We start from the raw sequence: 21,825 nt of genomic DNA on the forward strand, positions 1-21,825 counted from the left end.
GGGTGGTGCATGCCGGACAGGGGCAGGGCGGTGCCCGGCAGGGCAGTGCAGTGGTGGTCGAGAGGGCTCGTTCGCGCGGCGGTGGGCCATACGGGGCCGGCGGCCGTCAGGTTGCCGCCGGCCCCGTACGGATCGGGGGCGCGTCGGCTACTTCAGACCCGCCGTGGCGATGCACTGCGTGAAGTAGCGCTGCAGCACGACGAAGACGGCGAGCACCGGCAGGACCACGAGGAACGCGCCGGCCATCAGCACCCCGTTGGAGCCGTTGGCCTTGGTCGGGTCGGTGGCGAAGGTGGCCAGGGCCACCGGGAGCGTGTACTTGCCGGGGTCGTTGGTAGCGACCAGCGGCCACAGGAAGTTGTTCCACGAGCCGAGGAAGACGAAGATCGACAGGGTCGCCAGAGCAGGCTTGACCTGGGGAATCACGATCCGCCAGAAGATGTACCACTCGCGGGCCCCGTCCACCCGGGCGGCCTCCAGCAGCTCGTCGGGGACAGTCGACATGAACTGCCGCATCAGGAAGACCCCGAAGGCACCGGCGGCGAACGGCAGGATGAGCGCCGCGTAGGTGTCGATGAGGTTCATCTTGCTCATCATCACGAACTGCGGCATCAGCATCAGATTGCCGGGCACCATCAGGGCCGCCATGACGACGCCGAATATCACCTTCTTGCCCGCGAAGTGCAGCTTGGCCAGCGCGTAGCCGAGCATGGAGCAGAAGAGCAGGTTGCACAGGGTGACGAAGACCGCGACGAGCACCGAGTTGAAGAAGTACAGGGGCACGTCCAGGAGGTCGAACAGCTTGCTGAAGTTGGCCGACGTCCAGTCGGTGGGGATCCACACCGGCGGGCTCGCCGAGAGGTCCCGGGGCGTCTTGAACGCGGCCAGGCCCATCCACAGGAACGGCGCGGCCGTGATCAGCAGGCCGAGGCCGAGCACTGCGTAAGTGATGCCCCTTGTCATGCGGGTACGGCGGTCCCGCACCGCGTACCCGGTGCGGGTGGCAGTGGTGGCGCTCGTTTCGGTGGTGGCGCTCATTTGGTCTTGTCCTTCAGCAGCCGCAGTTGGAGCAGTGTGACGGCCAGGATGATCACAAACAGGGTGTAGGCCATCGAGCTGGCGTAGCCCATGTGGAAGAAGTTGAAGCCCTCGCGGTACATCAGGAGTGATACCGTGAGCGTGCTGTCCGAGGGACCGCCGTTGGTCATCACGAACGGCTCCTCGAAGACGTTGAGGAAGCCGATCGTCGTCATCACCGTGACGTAGAGCATGGTGGGCCGCAGCAGCGGGACGGTGATCCTGCGGAACTCCTGGAAGGCGCCGGCACCGTCGAGCTCGGCCGCTTCCCGCACCTCGGTGGGGATCGCCTGCAGTCCGGCGAGGAACAGCACCATCGCCGTGCCCATGTTGCGCCACACCGCCATCGCGATCAGCGACGGCATGGCGAGGACCTCGGAGCTCAGGAAGTCGGGGGCGGTGAGCCCCACCTCGCGGGCCAGCCCGGCGATCAGGCCCTCACTGGGGTCGAGGACGAAGCGCCACACCACGGCGACAGCGACGATGGCCGTGACCACCGGGGCGTAGAAGCCGACCCGGAAGAAGGTCCGGAACCGCTCGATGCCGGAGTTCAGCAGCACCGCCGCGAGCAGGCCGCTGCCGATGGTGAGCGGTACGCCGAGCACCACGAAGTATCCGGTGTTCAGCAGCGCCCGCAGGAACTGCTCGTCCCCGAACAGCTTGGAGTAGTTCTCCAAGCCGACGAAGTGCGCGTCGAACGGTTTGGTGACGTTGCGCAGGCGGAAGTCGGTGAAGCTCATCACCAGCGTCGCCACGATCGGGAACGCCATGAAGGTACCGAAGAACACCAGGAACGGTGCCGAGTACAGCCAGCCGGCGAGGTTGTGCCGGGAGAGCCGGTCAGCCCGCAGCGGTATACCGCCCGGCGTCGTCCGGGTGCCGAGTCCGGCCTTCTTGCGCAGCGAAGGGGCGGCGGACGTGCCGGTGGGCTCCGGCCCGGCGGGAGCGTCGGTGGCGTCGGCGGCGGCCCGCCCGCCTGGGGCGGGCCGTTCGGCGGAGGTCGTGCCACTCATGGCTCAGGACACCAGGCCCTCGGTCTTCTTCTGCAGCTCCTTGGCGAGCGCAGCCGGGTCGCCGCCCTTGGCGAGCTTCTCCAGGGTGATGTCGATCTCGTGGGCGACCTGCTCCCACTGCGCCAGCGGCGGGATCTCTCCGGCGCTGTTCAGTGCCGTCTTGAACACGTCCACATCGGCGTTCTTGAGCGCCGGCTCGTCCCAGGTTTTCTTGTTGGCGGGCAGCGACTTGGCCAGCTTGTACCAGTCCGCCTGCGTCGACGGGCTCGTGAGGAACTTGGTGAACTCCTGGGCCGCAGCCTTGTGCTCACTGCTCGCGAAGGTGACGAGGTCGGCGCCGCCGATGATGGAGGCGGGCTGATTGCCGGCCGGGAGCGGGACCGCCGCCCACTTGCCCTCGATCTGCGGGGCCTGGTCCGCGATGTTCTGCACCATCCAGGGGCCGGAGGCGAACATCGGCACGCTGCCCGCACCGAAGTCCTTGATCACGTCGTACCCGGGAGGGGCGGGGGTGTTCTTCGACAGGCCCTTGTCGAAGTACTTGGCGTACTCGGTGAACGCCGTGACCGCCTCGGGCGAGTCCAGTGCGGGCTTGCCGTCCTCGTCCAGGACGGTGCCGCCCGCCGAGAACAGGTACGGCGCCCAGTTCTGCCAGGAGCCCTGGCCGCCCGCGGGCTGGGAGAAGGCCCACTTCGTGGTGTCGAGCTTCTTGAACGCCTCGGCGAGGGCGAGCTGGTCGGCCCAGGTCTTCGGCGCCGCGGTCACTCCGGCCTGCTTGGCCAGGTCGGTGCGGTAGTAGAGGACACGGGTGTCGACGTACCACGGCACGCCGTAGACCTCGCCGTCCTTCTCGGTGCCCTTCCAGGCGGCCGGGAAGAAGTCGTCCGCCTGGAACGCCTTCGTGTCCACCGGCTCCAGCACACCCAGGTCGATGAACTCGCCCATCCAGGTCGAGCCGAGCTGCGCCATGTCGGGCAGCTGGTCGGCGGCCGCCGCGGAGACGAGCTTCTGGTGCGCGACGTCCCAGCCGATCGGGGTCACCTTGACGGTGATGTCCGGATGCTTCTCGTTGAACTTCTTGGCGACGTCCGCGACCCGTTTGCCCTCCTCACCCATGGCCCACACGGTGAGGGTCTGCTTGGCGTCCGCGCCCACCTGGCCGCCGCCTCCGCTGCTGCAGGCCGTCAGCCCGAGCGACAAGACCACGGCGGTTGCCGCGAGGGTGGTACCTGACAAGGCAGTGCGGGACATGCGGGCTCCTCCTCGAGTACGCGCGGTCGTGCTGTAAGCGCATACATCACCTTCCAGGAGGCACTCCGACGACACAAGAGGCGCCTGGTAACGCTTTCGTAAACCCGGCGAAACCTTGCCGGCGGGGCCGTCATGACGGGCTGCGCAGGCCGCCGTACCCCGGTAGGGGTTCACAGGAGGCACGGCCGGCACCACCGCGGCGACGGACGGCCGGACGACGAGCGCCGGTGCGGCGCACCACCGGCATGGCTCGCCGCCTGCGCACCCGGCCTCCCCCGGAACGCGCAGCGCGCGCCGGGCGCCGTGGACCGGCCAGCTGCGGGGCGTGTCCTAAATTCCGCACCCGCAACTGGCGCGCAGGGCCGGAGCGGTCGGCAGCGTGCGCAGAAGCGCCGGGCGGCCACGGTCGGCGAGCCGCGCGACGAGCAACTCCACCGCCTCCTCGCCGAGCCGGCTCATGGGCTGCCGGACAGTGGTGAGCGCCGGGCTGACCTGGCGGCTCAGCGGGATACCGTCGAACCCGGTGATGACGAGGTCCGCGGGGACGCTGATCCCCCGCTCGGTGAGCGCCTGAAGCGCCCCCACGGCCATCTGGTCGTTCGCGAACATCAGGCCCTGCGGGAGCGGCCTGCCCTGGTCCAGCAGCTCCAGCGCGGCCTTGCGCCCGGAGGCCAAGGTCAGGTCGCCCCGCGCGGCGGGGCGCTCGGGCAGCGGCAGCCCCGCCGCGAGATGGGCCGCCTGGAAGCCGCGGAAACGGGCCTCCGCGTCCGGCGAGTCCTCGGTTCCTCCGATGAACGCCAGGTCGGTCAGCCCGTGGCCGTCGATCAGGTGCCGGGTGAGCTCCAACTGGCCGTCGAAGTTGGCGACCTCGATGCGGTCGAGACCGGGCAGCGCCCGCCCCGCAAGCACGACCACCGGCAGCCGCCGCGCAACGACGTCGAGCACTGCCGACGGGACGTCCTGAGCGAGGATCGCCAGGCCGTCGACCCGGCCGGCCACGTCCGAGAGCACCTCGCCCGCCCGGTCGGCATGGGCGGCGGAGATGAGCAGCGCATAACCGCGCCGCCTCGCGGCGCGCTCCATCCCCCGGATGACCTCGTCGCCGTAGAAACTCGGCTCAACCTCGTCGGCGTCGGGCGCCGTCCCCTCGGCCTCCGGATCGGCGAAATCGGGGAAGCACAGCCCGAGCACTCCGGTGGCCCGGCTGGCCAGCCCCCGTGCGCTCGCACTGGGCACATAGCCCAGATCCTGCGCGGCGGCGAGCACCTTCTCCCGTGTCGCGGCCCGCACCGAGTCGGGGCTGCGGTAGACGCGTGAGACCGTCGCGATGGACACACCGGCACGCTCGGCGACGTCGTAAACGGTGGGATCACCCATGATGAAACCGCCGCCCTCGATACCCGCTGAGATTTTCGGAGACCTGCCCCGTCTGACTATGGAAGCGCATTCAGTCTAGTTTGCACGCACCATGGTGACAACCGGACCACCGAAGGGCGCGGCCGGCGCGGCGCCACGTCCGGGCGGTCGACCTCCTCAACGCCGGGCAGCCTGGCGGTCGCCCACCCGGGGCGATAACGGAAGCAGGCCGCGTCGGACGGGTGAGGCCGCGCTCACGGCCCCGGATCCGGCGGGGGCGAGCGGCCTGCCGGCGGCGCGGGCGTTGTGCCGGAGGCCTGCGGCGATGTTGGTCTTCCCGGCGAGGCGAAGGGCGCCGATGGCGAGGTTGCGCCAGGTCGCCATGGCGCGGGGTGCGGCGCCGGTCCGGCAGTTGGGAGGCGTCCTCGGCGAACGTCACATCTCGGACGCGGTGCAGGGCTTCGGTCTTCCACACAGGTCGCGGGGCGTCGAGAACTTCTTGATCTTGGAAGCTCGCGCCTGTCACGTCCCCGCAACCCCGCCAAGCCGCCAGATCGTCACGGACCGGACGTCAAGTGGCAACGCCGACGCCCTGGTCGGCGAGGCCGCCGCTCTTGTCTTCGCCGGCGGCCGAACCCCACAGGGTTGGCTCTCGCCGAGATGCAGCGCCTCGCGTGCTCGACGAGGACGTCCCAGCCACCGGCGGCCGCTGCGCCCTGCCCACAGCAGGGAACGTGGGTTGCGATCCGCAGGACCACAAGGGGCTGCCTGCGCCCCTTCACATGCGGTCAGCCGGGCGCTTCCACGACGGGTCACGACCCGCCAGTCCCAAAGCGCGGTCGAACAGCGGCGCGGTCTCCGGCACGCTGACCTCGGGGCCGAACACCCCGTACCGCCTGGCCATCTCGGCCTTGCCGGCGATGTCCTCGTACAGCACTGCCGCGAGTTCGTCGTCCACGTTCAGTTCCTGCCCGGTGGCCACCGCCAGGTCCCAGCCGTGCAGCAGCCACTCGCCCAGCACGATCCCGCCGATGAAGCGGGCCGGCATCCGCCCGCTCCCGGTCAGCACCGTCTCACCGGCCCATGCCTCCGGAGCGCTCCAGACGGCGGCGGTCGCCGCCGACCGGGCGGCATACGCCTCGGCCCAATCCGGCTGCGCGGTGAAGTCATGCCCCTGCGCCACTTCGCTCGGAGCCTGCGGCGGCTGCTTCAGTCCCGCGGCGTGCCCCCGCACGCCGGTGAAGAAGATCAGGTGATTCAGGAGTGCACCGACCTTCAGCTCCGCACACGGTGTGCGCCCCTCGAACGCCTCCGGCCCGATCCCCCGGACGATGTCCACCGCCGATTCGGCGGCTCGGGCCATCACAGATCTCGTCTCCACGTCATCCCTTCCCCGCGTGCCATCGGCACGGTAGACAGGACGACGATGACGGGTATTGAACAAACGCGACAGCGGGCCATCCTCGACCCGCGCACCGCGGCTGAGCGGTTCCGACTCGACCACGAGCCGGCCCCGGCGGATCTGACCCCATTCGTGAACGGGTACTGGATCCTCCACTGGAACCTGACCGAACCACACCGGCAGCAAGTCCTCACTCACCCGGTGGTCCACCTCACCTTCACCACCGGCGGACAGGCCCACATCACAGGCATCGTCAGCGACACGTTCACCCGAGAGATCTCCGGCACCGGCCGGGCGCTCGGCCTGCGATTCCGACCCGGCGGCTTCCGCCCCTTCCTCACTGCCCCGGTGTCCACCCTCACCGACCGAGTCCTGGACATCGAAGAGATCTTCGGCCCGGCAGCGCGGGCAGCAGCAGACGCCGTCATCGCCGAACCCTGCGTGCCCGACGCGCTCCACCTCGCAGCCACGCTCCTGCGCGACTTCCGGCCCCTGCCCGACCCTGCCGTCGACAAGGCGGCCGGGCTGGTCGAAACGATCAGCACCGACCCTGCTGTCCTACGGGTGTCCCAGCTGGCCGCGATCGCCGAGATGAGTGTGCGCCAACTGCAGAGGCTGTTCGCCGAATACGTCGGCATCGGACCCAAGTGGGTGATCCGACGGGCCCGCATGCAGGAAGCCGCCGCACGTGCGGCCACTGACCCGCAGGACTGGTCCGCTCTCGCCGCCGAACTGGGCTACGCCGATCAAGCACACTTCACCCGCGACTTCACCGCATCCATAGGCACCTCCCCAGCGAGGTACGCATCATCGGCGGGACGCCGATGATGCGTCGGCAGGCACGGTCTTCCACTCAGACAGCAGGCGGAGCAGACAGCGGCACGAGGGGTGTCGGTACGGAGCGGTTGCGGCGATCCGGCGGTCGGCGCGGGCCGCTCAGTCCGCCGGGCCCGGCATCGCGCCCTCGGCGAGCTTGACGCGGGTCCAGACGTTCATATTGACGACGACGCCGACGATCTCGAGCATCTCCTCCGGACTGAAGTGCGCGGCGAGCGCGTCGTGGAAGCGCTGGAACGCCGCGTCGCGGCCGGTGTCCGCGGCCAGGGTGAGCGCCTCGGTGTAGCGGAGCGCCGCCTGCTCGGCCTCGGAGTGAAGCTCGGTCTCCCACCACGCGGTCAGGGTGTCGATCTTGACCCGGGGGATGCCCGCCTCGCGCGCCGCCTCGTAGTGCAGGTTGAGGCAGTAGGTGCAGTTGTTGAGCTGCGAAACCCGCAGACGCAGGAGCTCGGCGAGGCCGCGGTCGATCCGCAGCTCCGCTTTGTATCCGAACGCATCCGCACCCATCCGAGCGATTCTGGTCAGCGCCTCGTTCCCGCTCGCGTCGAGCCGGCGGTTCGCGATCCGAATACTGTCAGTCATCTCGGTCCTTTCGATGCTTGTCATTTCTCTGCCCGCGTTCCCGGGGCCCGCATCGAGCCGTTCGGTCATCTGCAGCAAAACCGCCGGGTTGGCCGAGGGCGAGAACACGTTCGCGGCGTCGGGCGGTCGGCGAGCGCGATCAGGACCTGTGTGGGCGCATGGTCGCTCCAGTGTCGTCTCGATCTGTCGTTCTCGACACGCGCAAGCGAAACGAGGGTCTCTTGCCTCGCGAGCCACACCCGACCTGACGCGGGGCTTGCTGACCGTCTCAAAACGAGACCTCGCAACGACCGGCGCCCTCGTCCCGCCGACCCCGCTCAGGGGCACCGTTCCTGCGCAGAGGCCGGGTCAGCGCGACACGCGAGATATCGATCGAGAACCGCCTGGCTATCAGGAGTGAAGGTCCACTGCTGCAGAGCTAGCCGCAGTTCGGACTCGGTCAGCCACCCGTGCCAGGCCACCTCTTCCGGATCAGGGACGACGAACTTTGAAAGCACGGCGTCACAGACCGCAAGCCAGTGAGGGCTGAGCCCGCACCGGTTGAGGAACTTGAACCGAAGGCACACTGCCGCCCGCACTCTCAGCTCCTCACCGAGCTCGCGGGCAGCTGCCTGCTCATAGGATTCGCCGACTCGCACGGCACCGCCGACCCCGACCTCGTAGTGCCCCGGGAAACGGGACAGGTGCCCGGCCCGCCGATGGACGAAAAAGCGGCCATGCCCATCTCGGCACACCACCACGCCGACCCGGTGCAGCCAGCCCTCCCGAACGGCGTCCCGCCGACTGACCACCCCCAGCACCCGGTCCTGAGCGTCAACACGTTCCACGAGTTCATCCACGCCGCACACCATCGCAGGCACCACCGACACCCGCCCGGAATGACCGGACTTGCCGCTACCCCGCCTCCATGGGTGCGCTGCCGCTGCACAAGGAGGTGCTCGGCGGCCGGCGGGAGGTGCTCGGCGACACCCACCCGGCCGTCATGATCGTCGGCTCGGCCGTCGTCGACCGCCTCACCCGCGACGGCACCATCGTCGAGAGGGGCACCGACTCCTGTCGGCTCGTCTCTTCCTGCGCCAAAGCCGAGGATCCCGCCAACGCCGGCCGGTCACCGGCCACCCGAGGCCTGACGCGATGGCCGCTTCAGGGCAGCCTGGGCACGCGAGGAGCCCGGCCCGGCAGGCTGCCCTGAGCGCCGGTCACTTCCGCCAGAACAGGTGGTGCGTCACGCCGCTCGGGCTGGGCACGACCTCCAGGTGGAACCGGTCGAGCAGCTCCTCGGGAGACTCCCAGAGCCGCAGCCCGGATTCGAGCTTCACCGGTGAGACCGCCACGTGCAGAGTGTCGACGAGGTCGGCCTCCAGGAACTGCCGGATGGTGGTGACCCCGCCGCCGAGCCGGACATCCTTGCCCTGCGCCGCTTCCCGGGCCTGCTCGAGGATTGCGGCAGGATCGCCGGCGACGAAGTGGAACGTGGTGTCGGAGAGCGTGAGGGAGGGACGCTCATGATGAGTCATGACGAACACCGGGGTCCGGAACGGCGGCTCGTCACCCCACCAGCCGCGCCACTCATGGTCGTGCCAGGGCCCTCGCTGGGGACCGAACTTGTTGCGGCCCATGATCTCCGCACCGATGTTGCGTGCGTAGTCCCGCGTGAAGTAGTCGTCGATGCCCCGGCTTCCCCCGGGGTCGGTGCGCCTGGGCCAACTCGCCGTGGCGCCGGCCCAGGCGAACAGCCGCTCGGGATCGACATGGCCGAACGGCCTGTGAAGGCTCTGGTCCTCCCCGGCACCGATTCCGTCACTCGAGACGTTGAAGTTCTGGACCCTCACAAGCTGAGCCACGTGTTCCTCCGGTGTTGTCGGACAACAACAAGGAGACCGTCGGGGACGGAGAAACTCATCGCTGCTTTGCGAAACGGTCGATCTGCTCTGCGGTGTCGGGGATCGGCCGGGCGGTCCGCCCGTCCAGCACCTCCTCGGTGGCACACCCGTCCAGGGCGTGGGCCCGGCCGCGCCCCTGCTTGTCAACAAGGTCACGGCCGCGCGGTTGAGGACCATGCCGCGCCGCCCGCCCGCCGGCCCCATCCTTCATGGCCGTGCCGCCGGGATGCGGTCGAGGGTGATGCCGAACACGTCGTGATAGGCGGACAGCAGCTCGGCGTCCGTGGCGAGCATGCGCTCCTGGCGGTGGCCGGTGGTCGTCGTGGTGATCAGGGAGCGGCCGGAGAGGGTGTGGCGGCCGCCGGGGGCAAGGACGGAACAGACCGGGCCCTTGGCGACGAACCCGGACTTCGGTGAGGTGCGGTGCCACCAGCAGCCGGCCTCGAAGTCGGTGAGCGCGCGGGGGCGGGTTTCCAAGCGGTATCGCGGGGTGCCGTCGCGCAGCACGTCCAGGTCGCCGTCCGGGGCCGCGGTGATCCGGAAGACGCCTGCGGGGTCGGACTGGTCGGAGTCGAGGGCGTCCAGGCGCAGCGGATGGTGGCTGTGGTCGCCGAAGCCGACATCGACCAGCCAGGGACCGGAGCCGTCGGCAGGGCGGACGCACAAGGCGAGGTGGTCGAAGGGGATACCGAGGCCGCCCGCGGTGTGCACGCGAGCGGCGAGATACGTCACCCGGTAGCCGAGGGAGGTCAGCAGGGCCGCGAACAAGCCGTTGAGTTCGTAGCAGAAGCCGCCACGGCGGGCCTGAACCACCTTGTCGTACAGGGCTTTCTCCTCGAGGGACAGGTCCTCGCCGAGGTGGATGGAGAGGTTTTCGAAGGGGACGGCCTGCAGGTGACGCAGGTGGAGTTCGGCGAGTGCGGCGGCGTTCGGCTGACGGGGGCGTTCGGCTCCGATCCGGGCGAGGTAGCCATCGGTCTGTGCGGTGCCCATACTCGTGGTCGTCTTCATGCAACCAGTGGGGCACGGACGATGGTCCGCGCGCCATACGCCTTTGGTCTCGGGACCGTGGTCGGAGCCTGCCGGGACCCGCACCGCCACTCGCCGGCCCCTCCTCGCCACTCGTCGTCCACCGCTCCCCCTCTGTGCCGGCCGCGGCAAGCCGCGGCGTGGCCGGCACGAGGCCGCGACCGCGTTGCCGGATCCCGCTGTAACGTCCCCGCATGACCGTCTCCGGATCACTGCTCGCCCGGCTCCGAACCGACCGCAGGGCCGCCCTGCCGGCCGCGTTCCCCTTCGGCTTCGACACTCTGACGACTCCGCCCATCACGCATGTCGAGCCCGTGCGGCTGTCGTCCGGGGAACCGCTGCAGGCCATCGCGAAGGACGACGGGGGCGGAACCTACTTCCTTTGCGGCGATGGCGACGGCGAGGACCGGCCGGTGCTCTTCGCGGACTCCGAAGGAGCCTGCGGGGTGATAGGCGCCACCCTGCGCGACGCGCTGTTGCTGCTCATGGCTCTGCCCTGCGCGAGCGAAGCCCTGCACGGGGAACGGCAGGGACGCGTGATGGACGAGCCGGCCCTGAAAGCCCTGCGCGCGCAGGACGACGACGAGTACATCGAGGCGGCGGACCTCGAGGACCTGCCGGGGATGCGCTCCGAACTCCTCGACCGCCTCGGCCTCACCCCGTTGCCGCCTCTGACCGAGCTTTTCGAACTCGCCCGCACAGCCGCGGCGCTCGACCCGTCCCATGTGCTGCTCAATGCGGAAGGGTCCGCCTACGACCAGGGATGAGAAACCCTCCCGGCGGCGGGAAGGCTCAGCGGCCCGCCGCCGGGAACCGGCCCCTTCGCTCGCTGGGAGGCCGTGGCCCGCTCAGGAGTCGTAGCAGACACAGGCGCCCTCGGGCCCGCGGGCGATCCGCTCCGAGCTCCAGCAGTGGAGCATCGGCGCGATGCGGTACAGGGCGGCGCCACCGGCCGGCAGGACAAGGACGGCGAGCACAGCGGTCACGGTCCGCACGGCCGTCATCCGCCGTACGAGCCACCAGGCCCCGGTGACCGCAAGCGCACCCAGCCCCGGCATGACGGCCGATGTCGGGGCGTTGTTGTCCCGGATCCCGGGAAAGCTGTCCGGGTGCGTGGCCTCCAGGACCCCGGCAAAGGCGAAGAGGAACAGCAGCAGCCCCAGCAGCAACAGTCCGACGGATCCGGCTGCGCGGCCGACGGCCCCCTCGGCCATGTCCCTCCCCTGGATCGGTGATCAACCTGATCGTAGAGGCGCAGCCCTGGTCCGCGGACCTCGATCAGCGCGCCCGGCCGGCCGCCCTTCAGCTGAGCTGCTCGGCCAGTCCGACGATGATGCCCTCGGGGCCACGGAGGTAGCAGAGCCAGTAGCTGTTCTCGTACTGGGCCAGCTCTCCGAGGAGTTCGGCGCCGTGAGGGCGCAGGCGGGCAACGGTGTCCTCGATGTCGTCGACGGCGAACATGACGCGGTGCGTGCCCACAATGTTGTGCGGCCTGTTGCGCGGGCCGGCGCTGATCGCCGCGGGGCTGCGGTACTTCGCCAGTTCGAGCCGGCTGTGACCGTCCGGGGTCCTGAGCATCGCAATGTCGCAGCGGACACCGTCGAGTCCGGTGCACTGGTCGGCGAACCTCCGCCCTGCCCTCCAGCTCCATGCCGAGTTCCACGAAGAACGAGATGGCGGCATCCATGTCCTCCACGACGATGCCGACGTTGTCCATCCGCTGAATCGCCATGCTGTTCTCTCCTTCTTCCGCGTGCGGCCGGTGGTGGCCGTGGATGCCCCGGGGACGGGGCCGGTGGCACGTTCTCGACATCCTGCGCCACGCATCTCAGCGAGCGGGTTCGCTCCACTCAGATGTCGTTGACACATGGTCAGGGTTCGATGGTGCAGGACTGCTGGGAGCCGAGTGCGTCGAGGAGAGCGGAGCGTACCGGGAGGTTGCTCGAAGCCGCGGGGTGTCAGGGGCGGCTGGGGGCCAGGTCGACGTGGCCGAGGAGGTCCTGGTGCAGCTGTCGTACTTCGATCAGCTCACCGGCGGGCTTCCTGCCGGTGCGTGCCGTCCGCTTCCGCAGTTCACTGCCGGCCCGCCGGTTGCCTTCACGCACGGCCTGAGTGGTGTCGAGGGCCCCGTCCACGACGTAGTACAGCCGTGTGCGGTGCCGGTCGGCGGTGATGAATTCCAGGCCGACCAGCCACTTGTCGCCGCTCGCGCGTGGGGAGGCGGGTCGGGCCGGCGGCGCGTCCGTGGTGATGCCGGCTCGGTGTGCGGCCCGGCTGGTGTCGGCATCCGGCCAGGCGATGGGACGGCTGGTCACGGTTGCCTGCGGTTGGCGGTTTCGTGACGGAAGCAGCATGCTGTCTCGTCTCCCCACGACTGGATGGATCACCGCGGCCACACGACGCGCCTGCGCGAGTCATGGTGGTCGCAGGTTTTTGGTTGCTGGCACCGGACTGTCCGGGTGATGTCCTGGTTTGTGACAGATCCACACGGCGTTGATGTTCCGCTTGAGGGCCTTGGCCTCTTCGCTGGTGGAGACGACGTCGCGGTCCCAGCCCTTTGTGACGACGGCGCCGGCCGGGCCGAGGTCGAGGCAGGTGCCGTAGGGGTCGGGGGTGCAGGGGAGCAGGTCGTTGCCGAGGAGTTCGGCCGCCATGTTGTGCCCGGCGAACTTGCCCATGGGCTGGGCGTGCTGGCAGGACTGCATGGTGGTGTGGCCGTCCTCCGCGGGGGCGTGCGCGGTGTCGCCCGCGGCATACACGTCGGGGACTCCGACGACCCGGAGCTGCGGGTCGACGGTGAGCCGTCCGAGCCGGTCGCGCTCGCCGGGGATCTGCTGCGTGAGGGGGCTGGCGATCATGCCGGCGGTCCACACGACGGTGGCCGTGGGGATGACCTCGCCGTCGGAGAGCGTGACACTCTTCGGGGTCAGCATGGCCACGGTGCGCCCCAGGCATCGGTCGATCTTCAGCTCGTCGACGGCGGCTTCGATGACGGGCCGGGGCCCCGGCCGAGTTCCGGTCCCAGGACGTCGGCACGGTCGACCAGCACGACGCGTACGTCCTCGGCGGCGCCGTGCGGCTCGGCGACGGCGCGCAGGCGGTCCACCAGGGCGGTGGCGATCTCCAGGCCGGTGAAGCCGGCGCCGACCAAGACGGCGGTGTAGCGGCCCTCGGACGGGACCTGCGGCAGCCGCCGCAGATGGTGGTCCAGGCGCGCTGCGGCGGGCAGGGTGTCGACGTCGAAGAGGTGCTCGGAGCCGGGCAGGCGGGGGCGTAGGAGCCGGCTGCCGGTGGCCAGGACCGAGCACGTCCGAAGCCGCAGCGCGGCGGGCGGCAACCGGTGCCGGCTACGGCCCCGGCCGCGCGGCGGACACGGTCGCGGCCGGGCCGGCCGCCTCGGGTGCCGTCCGCCGGCCCCGCTCCACGGCTCGTGCGGCGCCCACCGCCTCGTCGTTCAGCGCTCGGTCGGGCAGCAGCCGCTTCTGCCACCGGTGTCCACGACGTTCCGGCGGCAGAAGCAGGACGCCTGGATCGGTACGTCCGCCATCGCGGTGGCGATCTTCAGCTGCTGGGCCACGATCTGTGCCTGTCCGGTCTTGCCTGAACGGATCAGGCATTCGTGCAGTCCGTGCAGGGACCAGACGTTGCCGGGGTGCTGCAGCGCGCGCGGGAGGGTGTCGTCGAGCCCGAGATCGGCACGGTAGACGGCCTCGGCATCCGCGACGCGTCCCCGTTCCAGCAGCAGTGCCCCGTAGGCGTGCCGAGTCGGCTGCATCCATCCCCACGGCTCGTCGTAGGGGAGGTTGTCGTCCAGGTCGATCGACCGCTCGAGCGCGGCGAAGGCGGCGTCGTAGTGGCCCTTGCGGTACTGGAGTTCGCCGTCGAGCATCGCGGAGGCGATCGCGAGGATGTCGGTGCACGTGTTGTTGAACAGCATGCGCGTCGCCGGTACGCGGCTGACCGCCCGGTGGAACAGACGGCGTTCGGTCTCGGCCTCGGCGATCCGGCCGGTGGCCGAGAGGGCGACACCGCGGGCGTAGTGCAGCATGGCCGTGGTCACGCTGTAGAGGTCGGGGTCGGCGGGCAGGGGCGTGCGCAGGATGTCGGCCCAGCGGCCGAAGCGGATCAGTGCGTGGACCCGCATGGCGAGGAAGGCCTCCAGCCAGTCGGCCATGGGCGGACTCGGTACCCGCAGCAGCTGCTCGGGGATGGACGCCTCGAGCCGGGCGACGGTCTTCAGGGCTGTTTCGGCCTGGCCGAGGAACATGGCGCCGTAGATCTTGAAGTGGTAGTTGTGCGACCGGTACAGGGTGTAGAAGTTCATCGCGCCGGCCCGCGCGTGGAACTTCTCGTCGGCGGTGATGGCCGCGCTGTTGTCGGACACCACACGCCGGTAGTCGCCGCACAGCACGTCCAGGTGCGAGGGCATGTGCTGAAGGTGACCGGCGTCGGGCACCAGGCCGCGCAGGCGGTCGGCGACGGGCAGGGCCGCCTCGGGGGTCGGGGACATCTCCATCAGGTGGATGTACATGTGCAGGACGCCGGGGTGCTGCGCGCCCGCGGGTGTGGCGATCGCTCGGTCCAGGACGGCCTTGGCCTCAAGGGTGCGGGCGCCGTCGGCCGGTCTGCCGGTGCGCAGGTCCCACAGCTTCCAGGGGGTGAGGTTCATCAGCGCATCGGCATGGAGCGTGGCGACGTCGGGGTCGTCGGGGGCGAGTTCGTGGACGGCGCGCATGCTGTCGGCGTACGGCGCGTTCCACACCGAGCAGTCGTCCACGGCCTTCGCCTGCGGGTAGCGGGCACGCAGCGCCTCGATCAGGGCGCGTTCGACGGGGGTGGCGCCGGCGGCCCGGTCATGGGCGCATTCGACAGCGGCGTGCGTGCGTGCGACGGTGCCCGCGAGGTCCTGCTCGTCGAAGAACTCCCACGGCTTGTTGTAGTTGGGGCCGAGCGCGTAGGCGATGCCCCAGTACGCCATGGCGCAGCCGGGGTCGGCCGCGGCGGCGGCCTCGAAGCAGCGGACGGCCTCCTCGTGGTTGAACCCGTACGTCCATGCCAGCCCTCGGTCGAACCATGCCTGGGCCCGGGCGGATGAGGTCGCAACGGGGCGGTGGTGGCTGCCGAGGTCGTAGTACTCCACGCCTGCCTCCCGACTCCGAGACCGCCCGGGTCCCGGACGGGACCAGGTGTCTCGATCGGACTTCTGCCGGGCCAGGGCGGGGCCGGGCCCCGGTCGTGGTCGATACGGCGAGAGGCCGTACAACGCAGTCTAGTGGTGATCTTCCGGGTGCCGCAGCACCGGCTCACCGGCTCGGCCGACCGGGCGCGACCGCTCCCGCCGGTGTGCGCGGTCCAGGTCGTTGCGCATGCGGCGCCGTAGCTCGACCGTGGCGTGGAGCTGCCGGGCCGGTTCAGTCGCGCGTTCCTCGAGGTCGCACGGCGCAGCTTCGGCGCGCTCGACCTCCGAGTCCGGGTCGTCGGCGACCTGCTCGATCAGGGCACAGCCGAATGCCGCATCGTCCTGACGTCGTAACCCGGCCATGAGGCCGACGCCGGCTGACTCCACGTGTCGGGGGGCCGGCGCACGATCGGGCCGGCGTGTCACAGGAGTGCGTCGGTGGCCTCTTCAACGGTCCGGAGCAGGACATCGCTCATGTGACGCTGATCCGTGCGGTTCATTCGGCTGATGGGGACGGAGACGTTGATCGCCATGCGCACGGGCATGCGCTCTGCGGGCAGGGCGACCGCGACCGACCCGACGCCGTCTTCGCTCTCCTCGACGCTCGTCGCGTACCCGAGGCGGCGCACCTTGTCGACCTCTTCCTCCAGCTCGGTGCGGGTGCGGACGGAGTTGGGAGTCAGACCCGGCAGCTCCTGGGGGTAGAGCTGGCGCAGGGCGTCTGCGGAGAACTGCGCCAGCATGGCCTTGCCCGTCGACGTGCAGTGCGCGGGCATGGACCGTCCAAGACGGGAGGCGACGCGGACCGCTCTCGGGCTCTCGATCGCGTCGATGAACCGGACGGTCGTGCCGTCTAGCATGCCCAGGTGGACGGTTTCCTTCAGCTCCGTGTTGATGCGCTCCAGGTACGGATGCAGGGCGTCACGCACATCGAAGCGCTGCAGGACGGAGAAGGCCACACCGGTCAGGGCGGGGCCCGGCACGTAGGCCTTGCCTCGTTCCGCCTGCCGGATGAAGCCGCGGTAGTGGAGCATGGCCAGTATCCGGTGGGCCGTGGACGTTGCCACACCGAGGTAGTGGGCCACGTCGGTGAGCCGGAGTTCGCTCTGCTCGCCCAACAGCAGCAGGACCTTGAGCGCGTTGTCCACCGACTCGATGGGGTACTGAGGCGTGGGGCCGCCGCCCAATGACTCCACACTCTCACTTTTCTTCATAGCAGAAGAATAGCCCAATCCCCCGGCATGAGCGCGCGAGCCACTCAAGGTTCTGCACGGGAAGTTTGGGCATCCCGACATGTCACATGTATTGACCCTCCCCTCCCTTCACTGTAGGACAGAGTCTAATTCTTCAGTACAGAAGACTGGGAGCTGGTTGCATGTCCTGGCTGGGTCTGGAACGGGTGCGCGGGCCCGTCTCTGCGGAGTCTCCACCCGGCGGCCGAGCCGCCACCCTCTCCGGGAGGCTTCGGCATGCCTCCCTCGCCGCCGGCGCGATGTCCCTCGTCGGTGTGCTCTGCTCCGGCTGCGGTTTCGGCGCTGCGGCGGCGGACGGCGATTCCTACACCATCGGGCTCGTCATCAGTCAGACCGGCAGCGCCAGCCAGCTGGGCGTCGGCGAGCTGCGCGGTGCGCGGCTCGCCGTGGACACCATCAACGCGGCGGGCGGGATCAACGGGCACCGGGTTTCGCTGCGGGTCGCGGACGACCAGAGCAACCCCTCGCAGACGGTGCTGGCCACGCGACGCATGCTGCCCCAGGTCGCGGCCGTCGTCGGTCCCTCGGTGGCGGGCGCATGCAACGCGGCGGCGCCACTGGCGACGAGCGCCGGTCGTGTCGACTACTGCCTGTCGCCGGGCATCCGCCCGAAACCGGGCTCGACGACCTGGTCGGCGAGTGCCTCGACCGAGGCGCTGGCGGACCGGCTCGTGGACTACTGGCATCACCGGGGAATCACCAGGATCGGCCTGCTCAACACCACCGACGCCAGCGGTCTCGACGGCGCCCACGCACTCCGTACCGCGATCACGAAGACTCCGGGCATGCGGCTGACCGGGGCGGCGAACTACAGCCCCGACGCCATCTCGGTCACCTCCCAGCTCCAGGCGGTCACCGCCAACAGGCCGCAGGCGCTGGTCGTCTGGGCGAGCGGCGCCGCCGCGGGAGTGGCGTTCAAGGGACTGAGGGACTCGGGCAACACCCTGCCGGTGGCCACCACGGACGCCAACCTCACGTTCACCTTCATGAAGCGCATCGCGGACTACACCCCCAGCACCCTGCTGATTCCCGCGACCAGGGACTTTTGGGGGGCGCAGGCCGAAGGGAACCAGGCGGACCGCATCCGCCGCTACCAGGAGGGCTACCGTGACCGCTTCAAGGAGGCACCCGACTTCGGTCCCGGTGTGGCCTACGACGCGACGATGCTGGTGGCCGAGGCGCTGCGGCGGGCGGACGGCGATCCCGGACAGGCTGTCGAGGAGCTCGAGCGGCTTCGCTCGTACCACGGAGTCCTGGGAACGTACTCCTTCGGCGCGTCCGATCACCGCGGGCTGACCGTGGACGACGTGGCCGTCGTGCGCGCGACGCCCCGCGGTTTCACCTACATGGGACGGTGAGCCATGTCGGGCACTCTTCAGATCATCATCTCCGGACTGGTGGACGGCTGTGTGTATGCGCTGATCGCGCTCGGCATGACACTGGTGTACTCGATCAGCCGGGTGATCAACCTGGCGCAGGGCGGATTCGTCGTCCTGGCCGCGCTGACCGCTGTCTCGCTGCAGCAGAACACCGGTCTTGCGCCGCTGGCCGCCGCGGCGGTCGTGGTGGTCCTGTTCGCCGGCGTCCTCGCCGTGGTCGACCGCGTGATCGTCATGCCCGGCAGCCGGCGCACCACGCCGGACCGGATGCTGCTGATCACGGTCGGGCTGCTGCAGGCCATCGGCGGCCTGCTGCTCCTGGTCTGGGGCAACCTTCCCTACACCATGCGGCCGTTCGTCGCAGCCGACGCGACGGTCGTGGGCGGAGTCCGGATCAATCCGCAGTACTACTGGATCGCCGGCGCGCTGGTCGTCTCCGTCCTCGGGCTGTGGCTGCTGCTGCACCGGTCCCCGCTGGGCACGGTGATGCGCGCCACCGCGAACAACCCGACCGCGGCCGCATTGGCCGGCGTCAACACCGACCGGGTCCGGCTTATCGCGTTCAGTCTTTCCGGTGCGATGGCCGCCCTGGCCGGAACCACCATCATCCCTGTGACATTCCTGCAGTTCAGCACGGTAACGCCGTATGCCGTGGCCGGGTTCATCGCGGCTGTGGCCGGTGGCCTCGGCAGCACTTTGGGCGCAGTGGTGGGCGGTTTCGTCCTCGGCCTGCTGCAGGCGGTCTTCGGCCGCTACATCAGCAGCGACATCTCCGAGGTCGTCGCCATCGGCGCGCTGATCCTGGTCCTGCTGTTCCGGCCGAGCGGCATGTTCGGCAAGCTGAGTGAGGTGCGCCGATGACGTCGCCCGCGTTCTCCGGGCACATGCCCGTACCCGCCCCGGACACGGAAGGCCGGGCCGCAGCCGGACGCTCCCTGCGACGCCCCCGCCTGCTGCGCACCGTCGCCGCCGTCCTCGCCGCGGTCGTGGCGGCGGGTCTTCCCCTCGCGGTCCCGGGCTGGACGGGCCTGTTCGTCGTGGTGGGCATCTTCTTTCTGGTGGTCCTCGGCCTGAACCTGCTCACCGGACTGTCCGGTCAGGTGTCCCTGGGCCAGACCCTGTTCATGGCCATCGGCGGATACGGCGCCGGACTGCTGACGCTCAGGCTTCACTGGCCGACGACCGTGGCCACCGTGGTCATGGCCCTGGCTTCGGCGCTGCTCGCGGCGCTCCTCGGCGGAGCTCTGCTGCGGCTGCGTGGCTACTACCTGGCGCTGGCCACCCTCGGCCTTGCCGTGATCACGCAGTCCCTGGCCTCCGGGCTCACCGACTTCACCGGCGGGCCCTCCGGTCTCGTCGCCGTCCCGAGCCTGCAACTGGGCGGCTGGACGGTCTTCTCCGACCGCGCCAACTACTACGTGATGCTCCTCGTGTGCGGGCTCGGCGCCTGGTTCGTCGCCAATGTCCAGCGCAGCCAGACCGGTCGGGCCCTGACCGCGGTCGCCGCGGACACCCCGGCCGCCGCCATGCTGGGCATCGACACGGCCCGCTACAAGACGCAGGCCTTCGTGGCGTCCGCGGTCTTCGCCTCGGTGGCCGGCAGCCTCTACGCCTTCTATCTCCGCTTCTACTCCCCCGACGTGATCAGCGTGACCGTCGCTTTCAGCGTGGTCATCATGCTCTCGCTGGGAGGGGCCAGAACCCTGGTGGGGCCGCTCCTCGGCGCGCTGATCCTGCAGGGACTGCCCCAGGCCGGACAGGCCTTCTCCCTGTGGATGCCGCTGGTCGCCGGCATCGTCCTGATCGCGGTCATGACCTACTTCCCCCACGGACTGTGGGGCACGGCCAAGGCACTGGTCCGCAGGAGGTACGCACGATGACCCAGTTGCTCGAAGTGGCGGGCCTCTCCCGCCGGTTCGGCGGTGTCACCGCAGTCGACCAGGTCAGCTTCACCGTCTCCCCGGGCAGCGCGCGCGCCGTCATCGGCCCCAACGGGGCCGGGAAGACCACCCTGCTGGACCTGATCACCGGGTTCACCGCACCGGACCAGGGTCGGATCCTCCTCGACGGCGAGGACATCACGGGCGTGGCTCCGCACCGGCTCCCGCAGCGGGGTCTGATGCGGACCTTCCAGTCGGCGCGCCTGGTCCCGCTGCTCACGGTCCGTGAAAACGTCATGCTCGGTGCCCACCGCTTCACCCGCTCCCGGTTCCTCTCCGACGGGCTGCGCCTGCCCCGCGCCCGGCGCGAGGAACGCGCACTGCGCGCCCGTACAGCCGAACTGCTCGACTTCCTCGGCCTCACGGGCTTCGCCGACCGTCCGGCAGCCGATCTCCCGGCCGGCGCCCAACGGCTCGTCGAGGTCGCCCGCGGGCTGTCGGGCGGCCCCCGCATCCTGCTGCTCGACGAACCGGCGGCAGGCCTGGACGACACCGAGACGGCGGAACTCGCCGACGCCCTGACCGCCGTCCACGCCGGCGGCATCGCCCTGGTGCTCATCGAGCACAACATCGACCTTGTCATGAAGGTCAGTGACCGTGTCCTCGTCCTGGACGCCGGCCGGGTGCTGGCGGACGGCCCGCCGGAGCAGATCCGGCGCGATCCCGCGGTCATCGAGGCATACCTGGGAGCAACGGCATGATCGTCGAAGTGGACCGGCTGGACGTGCGGTACGGCGCGACCCGCGCGTTGCGTGAGGTCTCGTTCGATGTGGCCGAGGGCGAGGTGGTGGCCCTCATCGGGGCCAACGGCGCGGGCAAGTCCACTCTGCTGCGCACCCTGGCCGGGCTGGAGACCCCCCGAGGCGGATCCATCCGTCTGTTCGGCCGGGACACCGGCCGGGCACCGGCGCACGAGGTGGCGCGGAGAGGGCTGCGTCTGGTTGCGGAGGGGCGCCAGCTCTTCACCGATCTCACGGTCGGCGAGAACCTCTGGATGGGCGGATACGCCTCACCGTACGGCCGTGAGGAACAACACGCCCAGCTGGAAAGGGTCTACGAACTGTTTCCTGTTCTGCGCGAGTTCACCGGACGGGCGGCGGGCATGCTCTCGGGGGGCCAGCAGCAGATGGTCGCCATCGGACGGGCGCTGATGGGCGGTCCACGCGTCCTGCTGCTCGACGAGCCGTCCCTGGGCCTCGCCCCCAAGTACGTCACGCAGATTCTCGAGGTGGTCGGCGAGCTGGCCGCCACCGGCATCACGGTGCTGCTGGCCGAGCAGAACGCGTCCGCAGCCCTGCGCGCGGCGGACCGCGGCATCGTGCTGTCCAACGGCACGATCACGCACACATCCTCGGCACAGGAGCTCCTGGACGACGAGGACGTCAGCCGGCACTACCTCGGCATCGGAACGGCGACGGACGCCGGGATCGCAGGGGCCCGCCGTCAGCTGCCCCGCGGTCTGGACCGCCTGGAGGTCTGAGGGACCCGGCCGACACCACACCGCAGCCCCCGGGGACACCTTGCTTCCCGGGGGCTCACGGCCGTGCCCGCGTCCCTTTGCCCACAGGCGATTGCCGGGCTGAATCCAGGAGTTGACGCACCCTACGAATGTTGTTCTACTGAACAGAGGCGGCATCTGTTCTA

The 21,825-nt window shown here is 69.9% G+C and carries 24 protein-coding genes and 1 pseudogene; 8 read left to right on the top strand and 17 right to left on the bottom strand.

The features are described 5' to 3' along the window. Nucleotides 1-147 precede the first annotated feature (147 nt). The 5 genes from ACWDUZ_RS10955 to ACWDUZ_RS10975 all read right to left on the bottom strand — a co-directional run bounded on the left by ACWDUZ_RS10955 (nucleotide 148) and on the right by ACWDUZ_RS10975 (nucleotide 6,060). Nucleotides 148-1,038: a carbohydrate ABC transporter permease gene (locus ACWDUZ_RS10955; RefSeq protein WP_451631502.1), complete on the bottom strand. Its 891-nt coding sequence runs from the start codon at nucleotides 1,036-1,038 to the stop codon at nucleotides 148-150. Further along, nucleotides 1,035-2,090 (bottom strand): carbohydrate ABC transporter permease, encoded by a 1,056-nt coding sequence (locus ACWDUZ_RS10960; protein ID WP_451631503.1) that lies wholly within the window; start codon nucleotides 2,088-2,090, stop codon nucleotides 1,035-1,037. The genes ACWDUZ_RS10955 and ACWDUZ_RS10960 overlap by 4 nt, the downstream gene beginning before the upstream one ends. Nucleotides 2,091-2,093: 3 nt before the next feature. After that, nucleotides 2,094-3,341: a sugar ABC transporter substrate-binding protein gene (locus tag ACWDUZ_RS10965; protein WP_451631504.1), complete on the bottom strand. Its 1,248-nt coding sequence runs from the start codon at nucleotides 3,339-3,341 to the stop codon at nucleotides 2,094-2,096. A 330-nt stretch (nucleotides 3,342-3,671) separates the two neighbouring features. Continuing rightward, nucleotides 3,672-4,718, bottom strand: a complete 1,047-nt coding sequence (locus ACWDUZ_RS10970; protein WP_451631505.1) for a LacI family DNA-binding transcriptional regulator — start codon at nucleotides 4,716-4,718, stop codon at nucleotides 3,672-3,674. A gap of 757 nt (nucleotides 4,719-5,475) precedes the next feature. Next, entirely contained in the window at nucleotides 5,476-6,060 is a 585-nt protein-coding gene (locus tag ACWDUZ_RS10975) for a TIGR03086 family metal-binding protein (RefSeq protein WP_451631665.1), read from the bottom strand. A 96-nt stretch (nucleotides 6,061-6,156) separates the two neighbouring features. Between ACWDUZ_RS10975 and ACWDUZ_RS10980 the strand changes: the two genes are divergently transcribed. Further along, a complete protein-coding gene (locus ACWDUZ_RS10980) occupies nucleotides 6,157-6,927 on the top strand; it encodes a DUF6597 domain-containing transcriptional factor (protein ID WP_451631666.1) in 771 nt (256 codons plus the stop codon). 108 nt (nucleotides 6,928-7,035) lie between these two features. Here the strand turns inward: ACWDUZ_RS10980 and ACWDUZ_RS10985 are convergent, their stop codons facing one another. After that, entirely contained in the window at nucleotides 7,036-7,626 is a 591-nt protein-coding gene (locus tag ACWDUZ_RS10985; protein ID WP_451631506.1) for a carboxymuconolactone decarboxylase family protein, read from the bottom strand. A gap of 209 nt (nucleotides 7,627-7,835) precedes the next feature. Further along, a complete protein-coding gene (locus ACWDUZ_RS10990; RefSeq protein WP_451631667.1) occupies nucleotides 7,836-8,369 on the bottom strand; it encodes an NUDIX domain-containing protein in 534 nt (177 codons plus the stop codon). Nucleotides 8,370-8,425: 56 nt separating this feature from the next. On the opposite strand from ACWDUZ_RS10990, the gene ACWDUZ_RS10995 reads away from it, so the two are divergent. Then, a complete protein-coding gene (locus ACWDUZ_RS10995) occupies nucleotides 8,426-8,710 on the top strand; it encodes a hypothetical protein (RefSeq protein WP_451631507.1) in 285 nt (94 codons plus the stop codon). 7 nt (nucleotides 8,711-8,717) lie between these two features. On the opposite strand, the gene ACWDUZ_RS11000 is transcribed toward ACWDUZ_RS10995, so the two are convergent. Both ACWDUZ_RS11000 and ACWDUZ_RS11005 read right to left on the bottom strand, forming a co-directional pair. Next, a complete protein-coding gene (locus ACWDUZ_RS11000) occupies nucleotides 8,718-9,362 on the bottom strand; it encodes a dihydrofolate reductase family protein (RefSeq protein WP_451631508.1) in 645 nt (214 codons plus the stop codon). A 246-nt stretch (nucleotides 9,363-9,608) separates the two neighbouring features. Beyond that, on the bottom strand, nucleotides 9,609-10,412 hold the full coding sequence (locus tag ACWDUZ_RS11005) for an arylamine N-acetyltransferase family protein (RefSeq protein WP_451631509.1): 804 nt from the start codon (nucleotides 10,410-10,412) through the stop codon (nucleotides 9,609-9,611). A 212-nt stretch (nucleotides 10,413-10,624) separates the two neighbouring features. Here ACWDUZ_RS11005 and ACWDUZ_RS11010 point away from each other — a divergent pair, with 212 nt between their 5' ends. Next, nucleotides 10,625-11,197, top strand: a complete 573-nt coding sequence (locus ACWDUZ_RS11010) for a hypothetical protein (protein WP_451631510.1) — start codon at nucleotides 10,625-10,627, stop codon at nucleotides 11,195-11,197. A gap of 81 nt (nucleotides 11,198-11,278) precedes the next feature. Here the strand turns inward: ACWDUZ_RS11010 and ACWDUZ_RS11015 are convergent, their stop codons facing one another. The 8 genes and pseudogenes from ACWDUZ_RS11015 to ACWDUZ_RS11050 all read right to left on the bottom strand — a co-directional run bounded on the left by ACWDUZ_RS11015 (nucleotide 11,279) and on the right by ACWDUZ_RS11050 (nucleotide 16,823). After that, the gene (locus ACWDUZ_RS11015; RefSeq protein ID WP_451631511.1) at nucleotides 11,279-11,644 is read right to left on the bottom strand and encodes a hypothetical protein; all 366 of its coding nucleotides are present in this window, start codon (nucleotides 11,642-11,644) and stop codon (nucleotides 11,279-11,281) included. Nucleotides 11,645-11,732: 88 nt separating this feature from the next. Continuing rightward, nucleotides 11,733-12,162: pseudogene (locus ACWDUZ_RS11020) on the bottom strand (VOC family protein). Nucleotides 12,163-12,388: 226 nt separating this feature from the next. After that, a complete protein-coding gene (locus ACWDUZ_RS11025; RefSeq protein ID WP_451631512.1) occupies nucleotides 12,389-12,745 on the bottom strand; it encodes a hypothetical protein in 357 nt (118 codons plus the stop codon). 99 nt (nucleotides 12,746-12,844) lie between these two features. Further along, the gene (locus tag ACWDUZ_RS11030) at nucleotides 12,845-13,363 is read right to left on the bottom strand and encodes an FAD-dependent oxidoreductase (protein WP_451631668.1); all 519 of its coding nucleotides are present in this window, start codon (nucleotides 13,361-13,363) and stop codon (nucleotides 12,845-12,847) included. A 32-nt stretch (nucleotides 13,364-13,395) separates the two neighbouring features. Further along, a complete protein-coding gene (locus ACWDUZ_RS11035) occupies nucleotides 13,396-13,767 on the bottom strand; it encodes an FAD-dependent oxidoreductase (RefSeq protein WP_451631513.1) in 372 nt (123 codons plus the stop codon). A gap of 117 nt (nucleotides 13,768-13,884) precedes the next feature. Beyond that, nucleotides 13,885-15,570 carry a tetratricopeptide repeat protein gene (locus ACWDUZ_RS11040; protein ID WP_451631514.1) on the bottom strand — a complete coding sequence of 562 codons (1,686 nt, stop codon included), beginning with the start codon at nucleotides 15,568-15,570 and terminating at the stop codon, nucleotides 13,885-13,887. Between the two features lie 129 nt (nucleotides 15,571-15,699). Further along, nucleotides 15,700-15,972: a hypothetical protein gene (locus tag ACWDUZ_RS11045; RefSeq protein WP_451631515.1), complete on the bottom strand. Its 273-nt coding sequence runs from the start codon at nucleotides 15,970-15,972 to the stop codon at nucleotides 15,700-15,702. A gap of 59 nt (nucleotides 15,973-16,031) precedes the next feature. Further along, the gene (locus ACWDUZ_RS11050; protein WP_451631516.1) at nucleotides 16,032-16,823 is read right to left on the bottom strand and encodes an IclR family transcriptional regulator; all 792 of its coding nucleotides are present in this window, start codon (nucleotides 16,821-16,823) and stop codon (nucleotides 16,032-16,034) included. Nucleotides 16,824-16,984: 161 nt separating this feature from the next. Here ACWDUZ_RS11050 and ACWDUZ_RS11055 point away from each other — a divergent pair, with 161 nt between their 5' ends. Genes ACWDUZ_RS11055 through ACWDUZ_RS11075 form a run of 5 tightly spaced genes read left to right on the top strand, consistent with a single transcriptional unit; the run spans nucleotide 16,985 to nucleotide 21,661 of the window. Next, entirely contained in the window at nucleotides 16,985-18,220 is a 1,236-nt protein-coding gene (locus tag ACWDUZ_RS11055; RefSeq protein ID WP_451631517.1) for an ABC transporter substrate-binding protein, read from the top strand. Between the two features lie 3 nt (nucleotides 18,221-18,223). Beyond that, entirely contained in the window at nucleotides 18,224-19,102 is an 879-nt protein-coding gene (locus ACWDUZ_RS11060; RefSeq protein WP_451631518.1) for a branched-chain amino acid ABC transporter permease, read from the top strand. Next, a complete protein-coding gene (locus ACWDUZ_RS11065; protein ID WP_451631519.1) occupies nucleotides 19,099-20,121 on the top strand; it encodes a branched-chain amino acid ABC transporter permease in 1,023 nt (340 codons plus the stop codon). The genes ACWDUZ_RS11060 and ACWDUZ_RS11065 overlap by 4 nt, the downstream gene beginning before the upstream one ends. Further along, nucleotides 20,118-20,882, top strand: coding sequence for an ABC transporter ATP-binding protein (locus ACWDUZ_RS11070; RefSeq protein WP_451631520.1), 765 nt, complete (start codon nucleotides 20,118-20,120; stop codon nucleotides 20,880-20,882). The genes ACWDUZ_RS11065 and ACWDUZ_RS11070 overlap by 4 nt, the downstream gene beginning before the upstream one ends. Further along, nucleotides 20,879-21,661 carry an ABC transporter ATP-binding protein gene (locus ACWDUZ_RS11075; protein WP_451631521.1) on the top strand — a complete coding sequence of 261 codons (783 nt, stop codon included), beginning with the start codon at nucleotides 20,879-20,881 and terminating at the stop codon, nucleotides 21,659-21,661. The genes ACWDUZ_RS11070 and ACWDUZ_RS11075 overlap by 4 nt, the downstream gene beginning before the upstream one ends. Nucleotides 21,662-21,825: the final 164 nt, after the last annotated feature.

Source organism: Streptomyces sp. NPDC003393, from assembly GCF_053589015.1.